Annotated in this window: 22 protein-coding genes; 20 read left to right on the top strand and 2 right to left on the bottom strand. The window is 32.4% G+C overall.

Going from position 1 to position 17006, the window contains the following annotated elements:
• Positions 1-67 precede the first annotated feature (67 nt).
• The 14 genes from infA (at position 68) to hisIE (ending at position 9488) form a co-directional block, all read left to right on the top strand.
• Positions 68-286, top strand: coding sequence for a translation initiation factor IF-1 (gene infA, locus AJN60_RS03895; RefSeq protein WP_002781436.1), 219 nt, complete (start codon positions 68-70; stop codon positions 284-286).
• Positions 287-457: 171 nt separating this feature from the next.
• A complete protein-coding gene (gene rpmJ, locus AJN60_RS03890; RefSeq protein ID WP_002781429.1) occupies positions 458-571 on the top strand; it encodes a 50S ribosomal protein L36 in 114 nt (37 codons plus the stop codon).
• 2 nt (positions 572-573) lie between these two features.
• Positions 574-939: a 30S ribosomal protein S13 gene (rpsM, locus tag AJN60_RS03885; RefSeq protein ID WP_002800121.1), complete on the top strand. Its 366-nt coding sequence runs from the start codon at positions 574-576 to the stop codon at positions 937-939.
• 9 nt (positions 940-948) lie between these two features.
• A complete protein-coding gene (gene rpsK / locus AJN60_RS03880) occupies positions 949-1341 on the top strand; it encodes a 30S ribosomal protein S11 (protein ID WP_002779544.1) in 393 nt (130 codons plus the stop codon).
• A gap of 27 nt (positions 1342-1368) precedes the next feature.
• A complete protein-coding gene (gene rpsD / locus AJN60_RS03875; RefSeq protein WP_002858938.1) occupies positions 1369-1995 on the top strand; it encodes a 30S ribosomal protein S4 in 627 nt (208 codons plus the stop codon).
• 12 nt (positions 1996-2007) lie between these two features.
• Entirely contained in the window at positions 2008-3021 is a 1014-nt protein-coding gene (locus tag AJN60_RS03870; protein WP_070285902.1) for a DNA-directed RNA polymerase subunit alpha, read from the top strand.
• A 3-nt stretch (positions 3022-3024) separates the two neighbouring features.
• A complete protein-coding gene (gene rplQ / locus AJN60_RS03865; protein WP_070285901.1) occupies positions 3025-3378 on the top strand; it encodes a 50S ribosomal protein L17 in 354 nt (117 codons plus the stop codon).
• A 172-nt stretch (positions 3379-3550) separates the two neighbouring features.
• Positions 3551-4450, top strand: coding sequence for an ATP phosphoribosyltransferase (hisG, locus tag AJN60_RS03860; protein WP_070285900.1), 900 nt, complete (start codon positions 3551-3553; stop codon positions 4448-4450).
• A gap of 7 nt (positions 4451-4457) precedes the next feature.
• Complete coding sequence (gene hisD, locus AJN60_RS03855; protein WP_070285899.1) at positions 4458-5744, top strand: histidinol dehydrogenase; 1287 nt, start codon at positions 4458-4460, stop codon at positions 5742-5744.
• Positions 5741-6799, top strand: coding sequence for a bifunctional histidinol-phosphatase/imidazoleglycerol-phosphate dehydratase HisB (gene hisB, locus AJN60_RS03850; protein ID WP_052858820.1), 1059 nt, complete (start codon positions 5741-5743; stop codon positions 6797-6799). Before hisD ends, hisB begins: the two co-directional genes overlap by 4 nt.
• Positions 6796-7383 carry an imidazole glycerol phosphate synthase subunit HisH gene (hisH, locus tag AJN60_RS03845; RefSeq protein ID WP_002882756.1) on the top strand — a complete coding sequence of 196 codons (588 nt, stop codon included), beginning with the start codon at positions 6796-6798 and terminating at the stop codon, positions 7381-7383. Before hisB ends, hisH begins: the two co-directional genes overlap by 4 nt.
• Positions 7380-8114: a 1-(5-phosphoribosyl)-5-[(5-phosphoribosylamino)methylideneamino]imidazole-4-carboxamide isomerase gene (gene hisA / locus AJN60_RS03840; protein WP_070277958.1), complete on the top strand. Its 735-nt coding sequence runs from the start codon at positions 7380-7382 to the stop codon at positions 8112-8114. The genes hisH and hisA overlap by 4 nt, the downstream gene beginning before the upstream one ends.
• The gene (hisF, locus tag AJN60_RS03835; protein WP_070285898.1) at positions 8096-8863 is read left to right on the top strand and encodes an imidazole glycerol phosphate synthase subunit HisF; all 768 of its coding nucleotides are present in this window, start codon (positions 8096-8098) and stop codon (positions 8861-8863) included. Before hisA ends, hisF begins: the two co-directional genes overlap by 19 nt.
• A gap of 1 nt (position 8864) precedes the next feature.
• Positions 8865-9488, top strand: a complete 624-nt coding sequence (hisIE, locus tag AJN60_RS03830; protein WP_053872696.1) for a bifunctional phosphoribosyl-AMP cyclohydrolase/phosphoribosyl-ATP diphosphatase HisIE — start codon at positions 8865-8867, stop codon at positions 9486-9488.
• 23 nt (positions 9489-9511) lie between these two features.
• Here the strand turns inward: hisIE and AJN60_RS03825 are convergent, their stop codons facing one another.
• The gene (locus AJN60_RS03825; protein WP_070285897.1) at positions 9512-10672 is read right to left on the bottom strand and encodes a tetrahydrodipicolinate N-succinyltransferase N-terminal domain-containing protein; all 1161 of its coding nucleotides are present in this window, start codon (positions 10670-10672) and stop codon (positions 9512-9514) included.
• A 25-nt stretch (positions 10673-10697) separates the two neighbouring features.
• Positions 10698-11804 (bottom strand): Mrp/NBP35 family ATP-binding protein, encoded by a 1107-nt coding sequence (locus tag AJN60_RS03820; protein ID WP_044778660.1) that lies wholly within the window; start codon positions 11802-11804, stop codon positions 10698-10700.
• Positions 11805-11926: 122 nt separating this feature from the next.
• Here AJN60_RS03820 and AJN60_RS03815 point away from each other — a divergent pair, with 122 nt between their 5' ends.
• The 6 genes from AJN60_RS03815 to prfA all read left to right on the top strand — a co-directional run bounded on the left by AJN60_RS03815 (position 11927) and on the right by prfA (position 16997).
• Positions 11927-13042: a bifunctional 2-C-methyl-D-erythritol 4-phosphate cytidylyltransferase/2-C-methyl-D-erythritol 2,4-cyclodiphosphate synthase gene (locus tag AJN60_RS03815; protein WP_044778659.1), complete on the top strand. Its 1116-nt coding sequence runs from the start codon at positions 11927-11929 to the stop codon at positions 13040-13042.
• Positions 13039-13926, top strand: a complete 888-nt coding sequence (locus tag AJN60_RS03810) for a response regulator (RefSeq protein ID WP_044778657.1) — start codon at positions 13039-13041, stop codon at positions 13924-13926. The genes AJN60_RS03815 and AJN60_RS03810 overlap by 4 nt, the downstream gene beginning before the upstream one ends.
• Positions 13904-15064 carry a sulfate adenylyltransferase gene (locus tag AJN60_RS03805; protein ID WP_044779883.1) on the top strand — a complete coding sequence of 387 codons (1161 nt, stop codon included), beginning with the start codon at positions 13904-13906 and terminating at the stop codon, positions 15062-15064. The genes AJN60_RS03810 and AJN60_RS03805 overlap by 23 nt, the downstream gene beginning before the upstream one ends.
• A gap of 4 nt (positions 15065-15068) precedes the next feature.
• Positions 15069-15569: a phosphatidylglycerophosphatase A family protein gene (locus AJN60_RS03800; RefSeq protein WP_070285896.1), complete on the top strand. Its 501-nt coding sequence runs from the start codon at positions 15069-15071 to the stop codon at positions 15567-15569.
• A 78-nt stretch (positions 15570-15647) separates the two neighbouring features.
• Positions 15648-15911, top strand: a complete 264-nt coding sequence (gene rpsT, locus AJN60_RS03795) for a 30S ribosomal protein S20 (RefSeq protein WP_002856547.1) — start codon at positions 15648-15650, stop codon at positions 15909-15911.
• A gap of 18 nt (positions 15912-15929) precedes the next feature.
• Positions 15930-16997 carry a peptide chain release factor 1 gene (gene prfA, locus AJN60_RS03790; RefSeq protein ID WP_002862254.1) on the top strand — a complete coding sequence of 356 codons (1068 nt, stop codon included), beginning with the start codon at positions 15930-15932 and terminating at the stop codon, positions 16995-16997.
• Positions 16998-17006: the final 9 nt, after the last annotated feature.

Raw genomic sequence — 17006 nt, 5'->3', positions numbered from 1 at the left:
ATTAAGTAAAAATTTTAATAATTTTTGCTAAAATTATAGCCTTTTTATTTCATGAAAGGAGAAAATTTTGGCAAAAGATGATGTAATTGAAATTGATGGCACCGTACTTGAAGCATTGCCTAATGCAAATTTCAAGGTTGAACTTGACAACAAACATGTAATTTTATGTCATATTGCAGGAAAAATGCGTATGCATTATATAAGAATAATGCCAGGTGATAAAGTAAAAGTAGAACTTACACCTTATAGCCTTGATAAAGGGCGTATAACTTTTAGATATAAATAATCTAAGTTATTTAAAAGCTAATTTTAGATAAAATTAGAGTTTTTGCGACAAATTACATCGAACTATATGAAGAAGTATTTTTAAAATCCACCACTTATTTTGAAAATAGTTGGTTATTCATAAAACCTGATGTAGTCGTAAATCAAGTGGAATTCATTCAAGGAGACGCTCATGAAAGTGAGACCATCGGTTAAAAAGATGTGCGACAAGTGCAAAGTAGTTCGCCGTAAAGGCGTGGTTCGCATTATTTGCGAAAATCCAAAACATAAACAAAGACAAGGATAAACATGGCTCGTATTGCAGGTGTGGATTTACCAAAGAAAAAAAGAATTGAGTATGGACTAACCTATATTTATGGTATAGGACTTTTCACTTCAAGAAAAATTCTAGATAAAGTAGGAATTTCTTATGATAAAAGAGTTCATGAGTTAAGTGAAGATGAAGCAGCAGCTATCCGTAAAGAAATTCAAGAAAACTATATGGTTGAAGGGGACTTGAGAAAACAAGTTGCTATGGATATTAAAGCACTTATGGATTTAGGAAGCTTTAGAGGCTTAAGACACAGAAAAGGCTTACCAGTTCGCGGACAAAAAACAAAAACAAACGCAAGAACTAGAAAAGGTAAGAGAAAAACTGTTGGTGCAAAATCATAAGGATAAATCATGGCAAAAAGAAAAATCGTAAAGAAAAAAGTAGTTAAAAAAAATATAGCAAAAGGTATTGTTTATATCAGTGCGACTTTTAACAATACTATGGTTACAGTGACTGATGAAATGGGAAATGCTATCGCTTGGAGTAGTGCAGGTGGTTTAGGATTTAAAGGTTCTAAAAAATCAACTCCTTATGCAGCACAACAAGCAGTAGAAGACGCTTTAAATAAAGCAAAAGAACACGGAATTAAAGAAGTAGGCATTAAAGTACAAGGACCAGGAAGCGGTAGAGAAACTGCTGTTAAGAGTGTAGGTGCTATGGAAGGAATCAAAGTAACTTTCTTAAAAGATATCACTCCATTAGCTCACAATGGTTGCAGACCGCCTAAGCGTCGTCGTGTCTAAGATATAAGAAAAATTTAGGAGAATATTATGGCAAGATATAGAGGACCAGTAGAAAAATTAGAAAGACGCTTTGGTGTTAGCTTAGCATTAAAAGGAGAAAGAAGACTAGCTGGCAAAAGTGCACTAGACAAACGCCCTTATGCGCCAGGACAACACGGAGCAAGAAAAGGTAAAATTAGTGAGTATGGACTTCAATTAAGAGAAAAACAAAAAGCTAAATTTATGTATGGAGTAAGCGAAAAGCAATTCCGTCGTTTATTTGCTGAAGCAGCAAGAAGAGAAGGAAATACAGGGGTATTACTTATCCAACTTTTAGAACAAAGATTAGACAATGTGGTATATAGAATGGGTTTTGCTACAACACGTCGTTTTGCAAGACAACTTGTAACACATGGACATATTTTAGTAAATGGTAAAAGAGTGGATATTCCTAGCTTTAGAGTAGAAGCAGGTGCTAAAATCGAAATCATCGAAAAAAGCAAAAACAATCCTCAAATAACAAGAGCTATCGAACTTACAGCACAAACTGGAATCGTTGCTTGGGTTGATGTTGAAAAAGATAAGAGATTTGGAATTTTCACAAGAAAACCTGAGAGAGAAGAAGTTGTCATTCCGGTTGAGGAAAGATTTATCGTTGAGCTTTACTCTAAGTAATAGGGGCTAAATATGAAAAATATTACAACATCTGCTTATACGCCAACAGAATTTACAATAGAAAACATTAGTGATACTGTGGCTAAAATCAGTGCTTGGCCTTTTGAGATCGGCTATGGAATCACCCTAGCCCATCCTTTACGCCGTTTGCTTTACACTAGCACCATAGGATATGCTCCAACTGCGATCCATATTGATGGCGTAGCTCATGAATTTGATAGCATGCGTGGTATGCTTGAAGATGTAGCACTTTTTATCATTAATCTAAAAAAACTACGCTTTAAAATTAAAGGCGAATCAAATAAAGAAATAGTAGAATTTAGCTTTAAAGGCTCAAAAGAAATTTACGGCAAAGATCTAAATAATGATCAAGTAGAAGTAGCAAATAAAGACGCCTATCTAGCAACAATTAACGAAGATGCTGAACTCAAATTCACATTGATCGTTGAAAAAGGTATTGGCTATGTACCAAGCGAAGAAATTAAAGAGCTTATAAATGATCCTAAATTTATAGCTTTAGATGCTTTCTTTACACCTGTAAGAGAAGCAACCTATGATATTGAAAAAGTTTTATTTGAAGATAATCCTGATTATGAAAAAGTGGTTTTAACCGTAACAACTGATGGACAAATCACTCCAAATGAAGCTTTTCAAAATGCTCTAGAAGCTATGTATAAACAATTATCAGTATTTGATAAAATTACCAATGTTAGAAGTGTAATTAAAAATCAAGCAACAAGCAATGAACTAGAAAATACTAAATTATTGCAAAACATTACAGATTTAAATTTAAGTGCTAGAAGTTATAATTGTCTTGAAAAAGCAGGAGTGGTTTACATAGGCGAGCTTGCTTTGATGAGTGTAAGTGAACTTGCAGGGCTTAAAAATTTAGGTAAAAAATCTCTTGATGAAATTAAAAACATCATGGAAAGCATAGGTTTTCCTGTGGGAACTTCTAAGCTTAGCGATAATAAAGAAATACTTAAAAATAAAATCGCAGAATTAAAAGCACAAAACGAAGGATAAAGAATGAGACATAAACATGGATATAGAAAACTTGGCAGAACTTCATCTCATCGTGCTGCCTTATTAAAAAATTTAACTATAGCTTTAGTAAATAGCGGAAAAATCGAAACTACTCTACCAAAAGCTAAAGAATTAAGAGGTTATGTAGAAAGATTGATTACTAGAGCAAGACTTGGAGATTTTAACACTCATAGAGCAGTTTTTGCTTTATTACAAGATAAAAACACTACTAATAAATTAGTAACTGAAATTGCTCCAAAATTCAAAGATCGCAATGGTGGATATACAAGAATCATCAAAACAAGAATTCGCCGTGGTGATGCTGCTGAAATGGCTTTCATCGAATTTGTAGCTTAATCAAATCCTAGCTTTTGCTAGGATTAATACTTCAATTAAATACCCTAAAAATAAAAAGTTTTAAATAATTATTTTAAATAAAATTAAATTTATTTATTTTTCAAAACCCTTGCTAAAAATTCAACTACTTATGCTAATATAAGTTTTTAATTTTTAATTTCAAGGATATGTTATGCAAGAAAACACTCGTTTACGTATTGCGATACAAAAATCAGGTAGACTTTCAAAAGAATCCATAGTGCTTCTTTCAGAATGTGGTGTTAAAATGCATATCCATGAACAAAGTTTGATCGCTTTTTCTACAAATTTACCTATAGACATTTTACGCGTTAGAGATGATGATATTCCAGGGCTTATTTTTGATGGGGTTGTAGATTTAGGCATTATAGGGGAAAATGTTTTAGAAGAAAATGAACTTGAACGCCAGTCTTTAGGAGAAAATCCAAGCTATAAGCTTTTAAAAAAGCTAGATTTTGGCTTTTGTCGTCTTTCTCTTGCCTTACCTCAAGAAAATAAATTTCAAAATTTGAAAGATTTTGAAGGCTTAAGGATAGCTACTTCTTATCCGCAACTTTTAAAGCGTTTTATGAAAGAAAATGGGATTAATTATAAAAATTGTATGCTTACAGGTTCTGTTGAAGTAGCTCCTAGGGCAAATTTAGCCGATGCAATTTGCGATCTTGTTTCAAGTGGAGCAACTTTACAAGCAAATAATCTTAAAGAAGTTAAAGTCATTTATGAATCTCGTGCTTGTTTGATTCAAAAAGAAAATGCTTTAAGTAAAGAAAAACAAGCTTTAGTGGATAAAATTATGTTGCGTGTAGCAGGAGTAATGCAAGCAAGAGAATCTAAATACATTATGCTTCATGCTCCAAAAGAAAAGCTTGATAAAATTCAAGCCCTACTTCCAGGAGTTGAAAAACCAACCATCTTACCTTTAGCACACGATGAAAAAAATGTAGCTTTACATATGGTAAGTAAAGAAAATCTTTTTTGGGAAACCATGGAGGCTTTAAAAGAAGAAGGTGCGAGTTCGATTTTGGTTCTGCCTATAGAAAAAATGTTAAAGTGAGTAAAAAATGCAAATTTTAGTATATGATAATTTAGATGAAAAACAAAAAGAAGAGGCGTTAAAACGCCCTGCTATAAGTGCGAAAGATGAAATTTCAAAAATAGTAAGTTCTATCATTAAAGAAGTGCAAGAAAAAGGCGATGAAGCTTTGGTAGAACAAGCTTTAAAATTTGATAAGGCTGAAATTTCTAATATTAAAATCACTCAAGAAGAAATCATTCAAGCAAGTAATCGTTTGGATAAAGATTTACAAGATGCTATTTTAGTAGCTTATGAAAATATCAAAAAATTCCACGAAGCCCAAATCCCACATGAAATCGCTCTTGAAACTACAAAAGGCGTTAAATGTGAGGTTTTAACACGCCCTATAGAAAAAGTAGGACTTTACATACCAGGGGGTTTAGCACCTTTGTTTTCAACGGTTTTAATGTTAGCTATCCCTGCAAAAATTGCAGGTTGTGAAAAAATCGTTTTAGCAAGTCCTGCAAAAATCAATGATGCCGTGCTTTTTTGTGCTAAACTTTGCGGCGTGGATGAAATTTATCAAATGGGTGGTGCAGGAGCTATAGCAGCTTTGGCTTATGGTACACAAAGTGTTTTAAAGGTGGATAAAATTTTTGGCCCAGGAAATGCCTTTGTAACCGAAGCAAAACGTCAAGTAAGTAGCGATATAAACGGAGCAGCTATTGATATGCAAGCAGGACCTAGTGAAGTTTTAGTAATAGCTGATGATTTGGCTAATGAAAAATTTGTAGCTAGTGATTTGCTTTCACAAGCTGAACATGGTGCAGATTCTCAAGTGATTTTAGTGTGTTTAAGTCAAGATTTTGCTCAAAAAGCAAGTAATGAAGTCCAAAGTCAATTAGAACTTTTATCTCGTAAAGAACTTGCAAACAAAAGCATTGCTAATTCACGCATTATCATAGCTAAAGATTTAAATCAAGCCTTGGAAATTTCAAATCTTTATGCCCCTGAACATTTGATCATACAAACTCAAAATCCACGAGAACTTTTAAAAGGTGTAAAACACGCAGGATCGGTATTTTTAGGAGCTTATTCTCCGGAGTCTATGGGTGATTATGCAAGCGGGACAAATCATGTTTTACCTACTTATGGACTTACTAAAACGCATTCTAGTTTAGGTTTGGCAGATTTTAGTAAAAGAATGACCGTTCAAGAATTAAGTAAAGAAGGTTTTTTAGCTTTGGGTAAAAGTGTTGAAATTTTAGCGCAAAATGAGCATTTAGACGCACACAAAAACGCTGTAACTTTTCGTTTAGAGAGCTTAAAATGAGTCAAAAAATCCTTTTTATAGATAGAGATGGCACTTTAATAGAGGAGCCAAAAAGCGATTTTCAAATCGATACTCTTGAAAAATTGCGTTTTGAAAAAGATGCTATTCCTACTCTTTTAAAACTAAAAAATTTTGGATTTAAATTTGTCATGGTAAGTAATCAAGATGGTCTTGGAACGCCAAGTTTTCCAAAGGAAAATTTTGAAATCGCTCATGAAAAAATGCTTGATATTTTAAAAAGTTGCGGTATAGAATTTCAAGATATTTTTATTTGTCCGCATTTTGAAAATGAAAATTGTACTTGCAGAAAACCTAAAACTGCTATGTTAGAAGAATATATCAAGCACGAACTTTATGATAAGGAGCAAAGTTTTGTTATCGGAGATCGTGAGAGTGATATGATCTTAGCTTCAAATTTAGGCGTGCGTGGTTTAAAATACGGCGAACTTTCTTGGAAAGAAATAGAAAATGAAATTTTAAGTTCTTTTAGAAGCGCGAGTTATCAAAGAACTACTAAAGAAACAGATATAAAAGTGAAAGTGTGCTTAAATGGGGGTAAGATTAGCATTAAAACAGGTATTGATTTTTTTGATCACATGTTAGAGCAAATCGCTGTACATGGAGGCATAGGGCTTGAAATTTCTTGCAAAGGGGATTTAGAAATCGATGAGCATCATAGCGTTGAAGATGTAGCCTTAGCACTTGGAGCTTGTATCAAAAAAGCCTTAGGGGATAAAATCGGCATTGCAAGATATGGTTTTGCTTTACCTATGGATGAGTGTTTGGCAAGTTGTGCGATGGATTTTTGCAATCGTCCTCATTTAGTCTATAAAGCCAAATTTAAAAAATCTCATTTAGGGGCTTTAAGCACAGAAATGATCGAGCACTTTTTTTATTCTTTAAGCTATGCTATGGGTATAAGTTTGCATTTAAAAGTTAAAGGCAAAAACGATCATCATAAAGCCGAAGGGCTTTTTAAAGCCTTTGCAAAAGCTTTGAAAATGGCAGTGAAAATAGAAAGTGAAAATTTAGCCAGCTCTAAAGGAGTGATATGAAAATCATCATCATCGATACAGCCTGTGCGAATTTGGCATCTTTGAAATTTTGTCTGGATAGATTAGGTTTTAATGCAACTATCAGTAGGGATTTAAAAGAGCTTGAAAGTGCGGATAAGCTTTTTTTACCTGGAGTGGGTACCGCAAAAGAAGCGATGAAAAATTTAGAACAATTTAATCTTATTGATTTTATTCAAAATACCAAAAAACCTTTGCTTGGTATTTGTTTAGGTATGCAAATTTTAGGAAATTTTTCTGAAGAATTAAATCAAGAAACCTTAAAACTTATAGATTTTACAACCCAAAAATTTAAAGCTAAAGAAGGCTTTACTTTTCCACATATGGGATGGAATCAAGTTCATAGCTCTCATGCTTTGTTTAAAGGCTTAGAAGGGGCTTATTTTTATTTTGTGCATAGTTATTGTGTAGGACTTGGAGAATACACTATAGCAGATTGTGAGTATTCGCAAAAATTTAGCGCAAGCGTAATGAAAGATAATTTTTACGGGGTGCAATTTCACCCTGAAAGAAGCAGTGAAGCGGGGGAAATTTTAATTTCAAATTTTATTAAGGATATAGGATGACTCAAATCATACCCGCACTCGATCTTATAGATGGCGAAGTGGTGCGTCTTGTAAAAGGGGATTATGAACAAAAAAAAGTATATAAATACAATCCCTTGGAAAAATTCAAAGAATACGAAAAAGCAGGAGCGAAAGAACTTCATCTTGTAGATCTTACAGGTGCAAAAGATCCTAGCAAAAGACAACTTGCTTTGATAGAAAAATTAGCCAAAGAAGTCAATGTCAATTTGCAAGTAGGTGGAGGCATACGCTCTAAAGAAGAAGTTAAAGCTTTGCTTGATTGTGGAGTAAAAAGAGTAGTTATAGGATCTATGGCGATTAAAGATGCGACTTTATGTCTTGAAATTTTAAAAGAATTTGGTAGCGAAACTATAGTTTTAGCCTTAGATACGATTTTAAAAGAAGATTATGTTGTGGCTGTAAATGCTTGGCAAGAAGCAAGCGATAAGAAGCTTATGGAAGTTTTAGATTTTTATAGCAATAAAGGCTTAAAACACATACTTTGCACAGATATTTCAAAAGATGGCACCATGCAAGGAGTAAATATAAGACTTTACAAACTTATCCATGAAATTTTTCCTAATATTTGCATTCAGGCAAGTGGTGGAGTAGCAAGCTTAAAAGACCTTGAAAACTTAAAAGGAATTTGTAGTGGGGTTATCGTAGGAAAAGCTTTATTAGACGGAGTTTTTAGCGTAGAAGAAGGGATAAGATGCTTACAAAACGCATAATTGCATGTTTAGATGTCAAAGATGGCAGAGTAGTAAAAGGAACACAATTTAAAAACCATAAAGATATGGGAGATATCATAGAGCTTGCTAGGTATTATTCTCAAAATGGTATTGATGAGCTTGTTTTTTATGATATTGCTGCAAGCGCTAGAAAAGAACGCATATCAAGAGAATGGGTAAGTGAAGTAGCAAAAAATATTAATATTCCTTTTTGTGTTGCAGGGGGTATTAAAAGCGAAGAAGATGCGGCTGAACTTTTAGCTAATGGGGCAGATAAAATTTCTATCAATTCTCCTGCTTTAAATGATCCAAGCCTAATCACACGCCTTGCTAAAAGCTTTGGCGTGCAATGCGTAGTAGTAGGGATTGATAGTTTCAAAGATGAAAATGGAAATTTAAAAGTATTTCAATACACAGGCGATGAAAAAACAAGCAAGCATAGTGGAAAAAGCACTTTAGAATGGGTTAAAGAAGTGCAAGATCTAGGTGCAGGCGAAATTGTTTTAAATATGATGAATCAAGATGGCGTTAAAAATGGCTATGATTTAGAACAATTAGAAGCTGTATATAAAATTTGTAAAGTACCTTTGATCGCAAGTGGGGGAGCAGGAAAAATGGAGCATTTTTTAGAAGCTTTTAAACTAGGCATAGATGGGGCTTTAGCTGCTTATGTTTTTCATCAAAAACTTATAGACATTAAAGAATTAAAATTTTATCTTAAAAATCAAGGCTTAAGTATAAGGATATAATATGCAAAATTTCAAAGAACTTAATGAAAAAATTGCTTGGCAAAAAGTGGATCATCTTTTACCTGTCATCATCCAAGATGCAAAAACTTGCGAAGTTTTAATGCTAGGCTTTATGAATAATGAAGCCTTAGAAAAAAGCTTAGAAAGTGGCAAAGTAGTCTTTTTTTCACGCAAAAAACAGCGTCTTTGGATGAAGGGTGAAGAAAGTGGAAATTTCTTAAATATCATAGATTTAAGCTTAGATTGTGATAATGACACGCTTTTAATTTTAGCAAATCCTGTAGGGCCTACTTGTCATACGGGCAATATTTCTTGTTTTGAAAAAATTTCTAAAAATGCAGATTTTGTTTTTCTAGCCAGACTTCAAAAGCTTATTAATGCACGAAAAAATGCCGATGAAAATACTTCTTATACAGCAAAACTTTTCAAAAGTGGTACAAAACGCATCGCACAAAAAGTTGGTGAAGAAGGCGTAGAAACAGCTTTAGCAGCGACAGTAAAAGATAAAGAAGAGCTTATTTGTGAAGCAGCGGATTTAATGTATCATTTAAGTGTTTTACTTGCAGATGCAAATCTTAGTTTCTCAGATGTGATTTCAAAGTTGAAAGAAAGACATAAAGCTTAAAGCTTTATGTAAATAAATTTGTATCAATGCAAGGCTTCATTAAGTTTGACTGCTTTTTTATTTAAAGCCACTATCATAGCACCACTTATAGAATCTTGACGGAAATGTAGCCCATTTAAACCTTTAAGCTCTAAGCCTTTGTAAATTTCTTTATCAAAAGAAAAATAAGGATTAAGTTTAGCAAGTTCCTCAGCATCTTTGAGTAAAAATTTCGTTCCTTCTAACACCGCAATACCTGCATCAACTATACAATTATCCCCTAAAGGAATTCCTGTAACTGAATTAGCTCCTAAAAGACAAGCCTTGCCTACGCTTATAGCATTGCCACTTGTTCCACTTAAAACACCTAAAATCGAAGCTCCACCACCCACATCAGAACCTTCTCCTACTATAGCACTTGAGCTAATACGCCCTTCAACCATACAAGCTCCTGTTGTACCTGCATTAAAATTCACATAACTTGCCCCTGGCATGATGGTTGTTCCTGCTGCTAAAGATGCACCCATTCTTACTTTGGAACTTTCTAAAATTCTTGTATTATCCTCAGGGATAATATGCGCTAAAAATCTTGGGAATTTATCAACAAAATCGATTTTTGGATATTGATTGCTCATTTTTAAACGCATTTCATTTGCTCTTAAATACTCAAGCTCGATAGGCTTATCATCACTCCAAGCTACATTGCTTAAAAGTCCAAAAGCTCCATTTAGATTGATACTTCTTAAAGGTACTTTTTTAGTAGAAAGCAAATAAAGTTTTAGATAAACACTTTCTACACTTAAAGGTTCTTTATCCTCAAAAAGACAAACAAAAGCAAATTCATCGTCTTTAAATTTATCTTTGATAATCTTTAATAAATCAATATTTTGATGCCCCTCTTCTTCTAAAAAAGGTTTAAAACAAGAAAGTGCAAAATCAATATCTTCTAATTTTAAAGTTTGTACAAACTCACTCGCATTAAAATCAATCTCCACACCCCTTTGCATAAAAGCTTCAAGCATAATTGCTGCTGAGCCAAAATTTTGCTCGTAATTAATCAAAGCAAAGCTTGCTTGTAAGATTTTATTTTTATTCAACTGTCCTCTATCAAGCCTTGCCATACCAAAAGCTTTAGGTTTTTTATAACCACTTTTTTGCTCAATTTGTTTGATTAAAAGTAAAAAATCTTCTTTAGTATTAATCATTTTCTTTTCCTTATCCACTTAATTTTTAATGCGAACACGCACTTTTTCCATTCATCACAGGTTGTATAGCAGAATTATCCGCACCGCCTTCATTGTTAATCTTTTCTATAAAGCTCCAAATTTTTTCAGCCGCCATTAAATAACGCTTTGAACTCACACTTTCAGGGTGATAAAAACTCACAGGCTTGCCTTCATCTCCACCTTCTCTTACTATCATTTCTATAGGAATTTGTGCTAAAACTTCACTTTTATAAGCTTTTGCCATATCCTCAGCTGTTCCTTTGCCAAAAATATCATACTCTTTACCGTTATCAGGACATAAAAATCCACTCATATTTTCAATCACACCCGCTATAGGAATGTGAAGTTTATTAAACATATCTAAAGCTCTTTTACTATCGTCTAAAGATACGGTTTGAGGTGTGCTTACGCAAACTCCTGCAGTAATAGGAATACTTTGTGCAGAAGTAATTTGCGCATCACCTGTTCCTGGAGGCATATCTAAAAACAATACATCAAGTTCAGGCCAAATCACATCAGCTAAAAGTTGCTCGATTGCTTTCATAATCATAGCTCCACGCCACATAAGACCTTGACCCTCTTCGATCAAAACCCCCATACTCATCATATAAACACCATGAGTTAAAATAGGCTTTAATCTCTGCCCTACTACTTCAGGCTGAGTTTTGGTTTCACCTAGCATTCTTGGAATATTTGGCCCATAAATATCCGCGTCTAAAATACCTACTCTTTTTCCCATTTTAGCCATGGAAATTGCTAAATTTACTGTAGTTGTAGATTTACCCACACCACCTTTTCCACTTGAAACCATGATGAAATTTTTTACTTGTGGAGCGATATTTTTTCCACTTCTTGAATTACTTTTTTCTTCAGGAATTTTTGGAGTGATGATATTAAGTTCGATATTTTTTAAAGCCAAACTCGATAAAGCTTCAGTAGCATTTTTACGAATTTCATTAACTACTTCAGGATTTGCTGAAACGATTTCTATATCAATGAATACACCATCATCTTGAATTTTAATATCTTTTACAAAGTTAAAACTCACTATATCCTTTTCAAAACCAGGATATTTTACAGTTTTTAATTTCTCTAAAATTTGTTCTTTCATGTTTTTTCCTTATCTTTTAAAAAAATCAATTTTACTAATAAAATGATAAAATTTAGCTTTTTATAAGTGTATAATATGGTAACATTATAAAAACCAACAATATTAAAAAGAGGAATGAAAAAATGAGTGAAATGAGCCTCATTATGTTAGCAGCTGGAAATTCTACTCGTTTTAACACAAAGGTAAAAAAACAATTTTTACGACTTGGAAATGACCCTCTTTGGCTTTATGCAACAAAAAATTTAAGCTCTTTTTATCCTTTTAAAAAAATAGTTGTTACCTCTAGTAATATCGCTTATATGAAAAAATTTGCTAAAAACTATGAATTTATAGAAGGTGGTGATACCAGAGCAGAATCCTTAAAAAAAGCCTTAGCGCTCATAGATAGTGAATTTGTTATGGTAAGTGATGTAGCAAGGGTATTGGTGAGTAAAAATTTGTTTGATCGTTTGATTGAAAATTTAGATAAAGCAGATTGTATTACCCCTGCTTTAAAAGTTGCAGATACAACACTTTTTAACAATGAAGCCTTACAAAGAGAAAAAATCAAACTCATTCAAACCCCTCAAATTTCTAAAACCAAATTGCTTAAAAAAGCTTTGGATCAAAACCTAGAATTTACAGATGATAGTACAGCTATAGCTGCAATGGGTGGAAAAATTTGGTTTGTTGAAGGTGAAGAAAATGCAAGAAAACTAACCTTTAAAGAAGATCTTAAAAAGCTTGATTTACCTAAACCTAGCTTTGAAATTTTTACTGGCAATGGTTTTGATGTGCATGAATTTGGAGAGAATCGCCCTTTGCTTTTAGCAGGAGTGCAAATTCATCCTATTATGGGGCTTAAAGCACACAGCGATGGAGATGTTTTAGCTCACTCTTTAACCGATGCGATTTTAGGTGCTGCAGGACTTGGAGATATAGGAGAGCTTTATCCTGATACTGATATGAAATTTAAAAATGCCAACTCCATGGAGCTTTTAAAACAGGCTTATGATAGAGTCAGAGAAATAGGTTTTGAACTCATTAATATAGACATTTGCGTCATGGCACAAAGCCCTAAACTTAAAGACTTTAAACAAGCTATGCAAAGCAATATAGCTCATACTTTAGATTTAGATGAATTTAGAATCAATGTTAAAGCCACAACAACGGAAAAATTGGGTTTTATTGGAAGAAAAGAAGGTATGGCGGTGCTTAGTAGTGTAAATTTAAAATATTTTGATTGGACAAGATTATGAAAGTTTTAATTATTGAAAATGAAATTTATCTAGCGCAAAGCATTAGCATTAAACTAAGTGATGCTGGATATAGCTGTGAAATTATAAACTCGTTTGATGAATACAATGGTGCAAAATACTATGATATTGTACTGCTTTCTACAAATACTAATAATTTTCTAAAAGCCGTAGGTCAGTTTAAGCATAGTATTATTATTTTGCTTATTTCTTATATAAGCACAGATACAGTTTCAAATCCTTTGAAATTAGGTGCTAGTGATTATATTCAAAAACCCTTTATGATAGAAGAGCTGATTAGAAAAATAAAGCATTATCAAGATTTTAGAAAACTTTCAATCCTTAATAAAGCTTATCAAAGCTATATCAAATCAAGATTAGAAACAATCAAAATTCCAGAGTATAATTATAAAAAATTAAAACTTCCATTGATATTAAAATCCAATAAGCAAAGCAGTGCTGATGCTTTTGTTTTTAATTATGCAAATGAATGTGACATTACTCTTTCTTTTATTGATTTAACATCTACAAATTCAGTTGAAAAAGTTATGAAACTTCCCACAGAAAACAATCTCTTATTTTTGAGTAATTTTCAAGCATTAAAAGCAGCAGAAAAGGAAAAACTCCTAGATTTTATACAAAACAAAAATGTTATTTTGCATACCAATTCAAATACAGATGATTTAAAAATAAACTGCATTAATTTAAATGATAATGAAAAAAATATCGATAGCAATGAAATTTTAACCATAGATGAGTATGTAAAATATGTTATTATAAACTACCAAAATATATTTCCTGATACTGATCTTTCAAAAAAATTAGGCATTTCACGTAAATCTTTATGGGAAAAAAGGAAGAAATATGAAATCAGCAAGAAAAAATAAAAACATTACCATAGATCAAAATGAATTTGGCATCTTATCACTTATTAAAGAAGGTTTGCTAGGCACTTGCACTCATTTAATGAATGAAAAAGAAGTCAATGAAATCATTAAATCAGGAAAATTTAAAGGAGAAAGTTTTCCCTATCCCTTAAGCTTTGCACCAAAAAATGCTGAAGAAGCACTAAATGATATAAAATCTGGCGATAGAATCGATCTAATACTAGATGAAAAAGTAGTAGGACATATAGATTTTAAAAGCCAATTTAAAAATAATAAAAATTTTTCTGATATTTTCAGTCCTAACACTTGCTCTTTAGAAGATATGGGGACAACTTGCATAAGTGGAAAAATAGAAATTTACAATTCTCAAATTAAAAAAATAAAAGAAAATTTTCAACAAATCAAAAACAATCTTAATGCACAAAAAATTACCGCTATAGTTTCAAGTTTTGATCCTTTGCATCGTGCCCATGAAAGAATGTTTCGTTGGACTATTGATAAAGCAGATTTAGTTGTAGTTTTTCTTGTAGAATCTTTTGATGCAAATGGGTTTGAATTCGAACTTAAAGAAGCTTATTTGAAAAAATTTATTCAAAACTATCTTCCACCGGATAGAATTTTCATTTTTCCATTAAAAAATATTAATATTTTTCACGCTCATTTAAATCCTGGCCTAGAAAGCATTATCGCAAAAAGTCTAGGTTGTACCAAACTAGTAGTAGGACAAAATCATACAGGACTTGGAATGTTTTATGATGATAATCAACCAAAAACCATACTTGATGATTTTTCCAAGGACTATGGCATAGAAGTGATTGTTTTGCCTGAATTTGTATTTTGCGATCAATGTCGCATGATTGTTAGCACAAGATCTTGCCCTCATGGTTGTCATCACCATTTGCACTATAATTCTCAGTCTTTAAAAGATTTGTTAAGAGTGGGCATCATTCCTCCAGCAATTTTCATGCGTAAGGAAGTATCTAGTGTTATTTTAACTTCTCTTTTTCCAAATAGATTAAAAAATATGCAAAAAATTTATAATGAGCTTTTTCCAACTGATGGAATTTTAGAATACAAAAATGATGAAGAATTTTATCAAAAACTTTTAGAAATTCATCAAATGTCTTATATGGTGTAACAAAATGCAAAAATTATTTTTAACTTTTTTTTATTCAGGTTCTATAAAAAAGGCAAGTGGGACTTTTGGTACTATCGCTGCTTTAATACCTGCTTTTTTTATACTTAAATATCTTGGGATTAATACTTTGTTTTTACTAAGCATTTTAATTTTTGTTGCAAGTATTCGTGTTATAGATGATTATGAAAAAAAAACAGGAATTCACGATGACAAACACATAGTTATCGATGAAGTTGCTGGGGTTTTTCTTGCTTGTGCTATTGCAGCAAGCGTTGAAAACTCGATAGTCAATTTTATTTTGGCTTTTGTTTTATTTAGACTCTTTGACATTACAAAACCTTCTATTATTGGCAAGATAGATAAAAAAGTCAAAGGCGGACTAGGTGTAATGCTTGATGATATGCTAGCAGGATTGTTTGCTGGACTTTTAAGTGCGGTAATTTATGGATTTTTACTTAAATTTAATTTAGTTTTTTGGGATATAAATTTAAAAGATTTACTTTGAAATTTTGCTTAAATTAATTAAATTTTAAATTTTATTCTTATATAATTTAGTCTTTAATTTCAAAAAAGGAAAATATAAATGGCAAACCATAAATCTGCTGAAAAAAGAGCAAGACAAACTATTAAAAAAACAGAAAGAAATAGATTCTATAGAACAAGACTTAAAAATATAACTAAAGCCGTAAGAGAAGCTGCAGCAAATGGAGATAAAAATGCTGCTAATGAAGCTTTAAAAGTAGCTAATAAAAGCATTCATGCTATGGTAAGTCGCGGTTTCATTAAAAAACAAACTGCTTCTCGCCGTGTAAGCCGCTTAGCCCTTTTAGTAAATAAAATCGCATAATTTTCTATATAGTTTTTAATGTTAGCTAGCAAACTAGATCCTTTTTTAAAACGCTTTGAAGAGTTAAATTCTCTTCTTAGCAGTTCTGATATACTCAACGATATCAGTAAAATGACTACACTCTCTAAAGAACAAAAAAATTTAGAACCTATCGTTTTAAAAGCTAAAGAGTATTTAAAAACTTTAGACAATATAGAAGAAAATAAAGCTTTGCTAAACGATCCAGAACTTGGGGAACTTGCAAAAGAAGAACTAAAAATTTTAGAAGAATTAAAACCAAAACTTGAAGAAGAGATTAAAATTTTACTTCTTCCTAAAGATCCCAATGATGAAAGAAATATTTTTCTTGAAATTCGTGCAGGCACAGGTGGCGATGAGGCATCTTTATTTGTAGGAGATCTTGTAAAAGCTTATGCAAGATATGCTGAAAATCGCGGCTATAAACTTGAGATTGTAAGCTCTAGCGAAGGAAGTGTAGGTGGATTTAAAGAAATCATCATGCTTGTTAAAGGAACAGGGGCTTATTCAAGACTTAAATATGAAGGTGGAACGCACCGTGTTCAAAGAGTTCCTCAAACAGAATCCCAAGGACGCGTGCATACTTCTGCTATCACCGTGGCAGTAATGCCAGAAGTTGATGATATAGAAATCGAAATCAATCCAAACGATCTTAAAGTTGATGTTATGCGATCTTCAGGACATGGTGGACAAAGTGTAAATACTACTGATTCGGCTGTTCGTATCACTCATATCCCTACAGGTATAGTTGTAGTCAATCAAGATGGAAAAAGCCAACACAAAAATAAAGAAAGTGCGATGAAAGTCCTAAAAGCAAGGCTTTATGAAATGCAAGAGAGTGAAAGACTAGCAAAAGAAAGTGAAGCAAGAAAATCACAAGTAGGAAGCGGAGATAGAAGCGAACGCATTCGCACTTACAATTTTCCACAAAATCGTATCAGTGATCATAGAATAAATCTTACTTTATATCGCTTAGATGCCATTATGCAAGATGGGCTTTTTGATGAAATCATAGAACCTTTAATCACTCATCATCAAGCCCAAGCTTTACAAGAACAAAATTTATAAGATTTTATA

This window comes from Campylobacter sp. BCW_4323 (assembly GCF_001763115.1).
Classification (GTDB): domain Bacteria; phylum Campylobacterota; class Campylobacteria; order Campylobacterales; family Campylobacteraceae; genus Campylobacter_D; species Campylobacter_D jejuni.
The sequence above is the reverse complement of the archived record's forward strand: the minus strand, read 5'-3'. Positions and strand labels throughout refer to the sequence as shown.

Excerpts from the sequence above, each read along its gene's own strand:
- prfA (WP_002862254.1), top strand. The coding sequence starts at position 15,930 with ATGTTAGCTAGCAAACTAGATCCTTTTTTAAAACGCTTTGAAGAGTTA.
- AJN60_RS03870 (WP_070285902.1), top strand. The coding sequence starts at position 2,008 with ATGAAAAATATTACAACATCTGCTTATACGCCAACAGAATTTACAATA.
- rplQ (WP_070285901.1), top strand. The coding sequence starts at position 3,025 with ATGAGACATAAACATGGATATAGAAAACTTGGCAGAACTTCATCTCAT.
- hisA (WP_070277958.1), top strand. The coding sequence starts at position 7,380 with ATGACTCAAATCATACCCGCACTCGATCTTATAGATGGCGAAGTGGTG.
- AJN60_RS03815 (WP_044778659.1), top strand. The coding sequence starts at position 11,927 with ATGAGTGAAATGAGCCTCATTATGTTAGCAGCTGGAAATTCTACTCGT.
- rpsD (WP_002858938.1), top strand. The coding sequence starts at position 1,369 with ATGGCAAGATATAGAGGACCAGTAGAAAAATTAGAAAGACGCTTTGGT.
- AJN60_RS03825 (WP_070285897.1), bottom strand. The coding sequence starts at position 10,672 with ATGATTAATACTAAAGAAGATTTTTTACTTTTAATCAAACAAATTGAG.
- hisG (WP_070285900.1), top strand. The coding sequence starts at position 3,551 with ATGCAAGAAAACACTCGTTTACGTATTGCGATACAAAAATCAGGTAGA.
- AJN60_RS03820 (WP_044778660.1), bottom strand. The coding sequence starts at position 11,804 with ATGAAAGAACAAATTTTAGAGAAATTAAAAACTGTAAAATATCCTGGT.
- hisH (WP_002882756.1), top strand. The coding sequence starts at position 6,796 with ATGAAAATCATCATCATCGATACAGCCTGTGCGAATTTGGCATCTTTG.
- rpsT (WP_002856547.1), top strand. The coding sequence starts at position 15,648 with ATGGCAAACCATAAATCTGCTGAAAAAAGAGCAAGACAAACTATTAAA.
- hisF (WP_070285898.1), top strand. The coding sequence starts at position 8,096 with ATGCTTACAAAACGCATAATTGCATGTTTAGATGTCAAAGATGGCAGA.
- hisD (WP_070285899.1), top strand. The coding sequence starts at position 4,458 with ATGCAAATTTTAGTATATGATAATTTAGATGAAAAACAAAAAGAAGAG.
- rpsM (WP_002800121.1), top strand. The coding sequence starts at position 574 with ATGGCTCGTATTGCAGGTGTGGATTTACCAAAGAAAAAAAGAATTGAG.
- AJN60_RS03805 (WP_044779883.1), top strand. The coding sequence starts at position 13,904 with ATGAAATCAGCAAGAAAAAATAAAAACATTACCATAGATCAAAATGAA.
- rpmJ (WP_002781429.1), top strand. The coding sequence starts at position 458 with ATGAAAGTGAGACCATCGGTTAAAAAGATGTGCGACAAGTGCAAAGTA.
- rpsK (WP_002779544.1), top strand. The coding sequence starts at position 949 with ATGGCAAAAAGAAAAATCGTAAAGAAAAAAGTAGTTAAAAAAAATATA.
- AJN60_RS03810 (WP_044778657.1), top strand. The coding sequence starts at position 13,039 with ATGAAAGTTTTAATTATTGAAAATGAAATTTATCTAGCGCAAAGCATT.
- AJN60_RS03800 (WP_070285896.1), top strand. The coding sequence starts at position 15,069 with ATGCAAAAATTATTTTTAACTTTTTTTTATTCAGGTTCTATAAAAAAG.
- hisB (WP_052858820.1), top strand. The coding sequence starts at position 5,741 with ATGAGTCAAAAAATCCTTTTTATAGATAGAGATGGCACTTTAATAGAG.
- hisIE (WP_053872696.1), top strand. The coding sequence starts at position 8,865 with ATGCAAAATTTCAAAGAACTTAATGAAAAAATTGCTTGGCAAAAAGTG.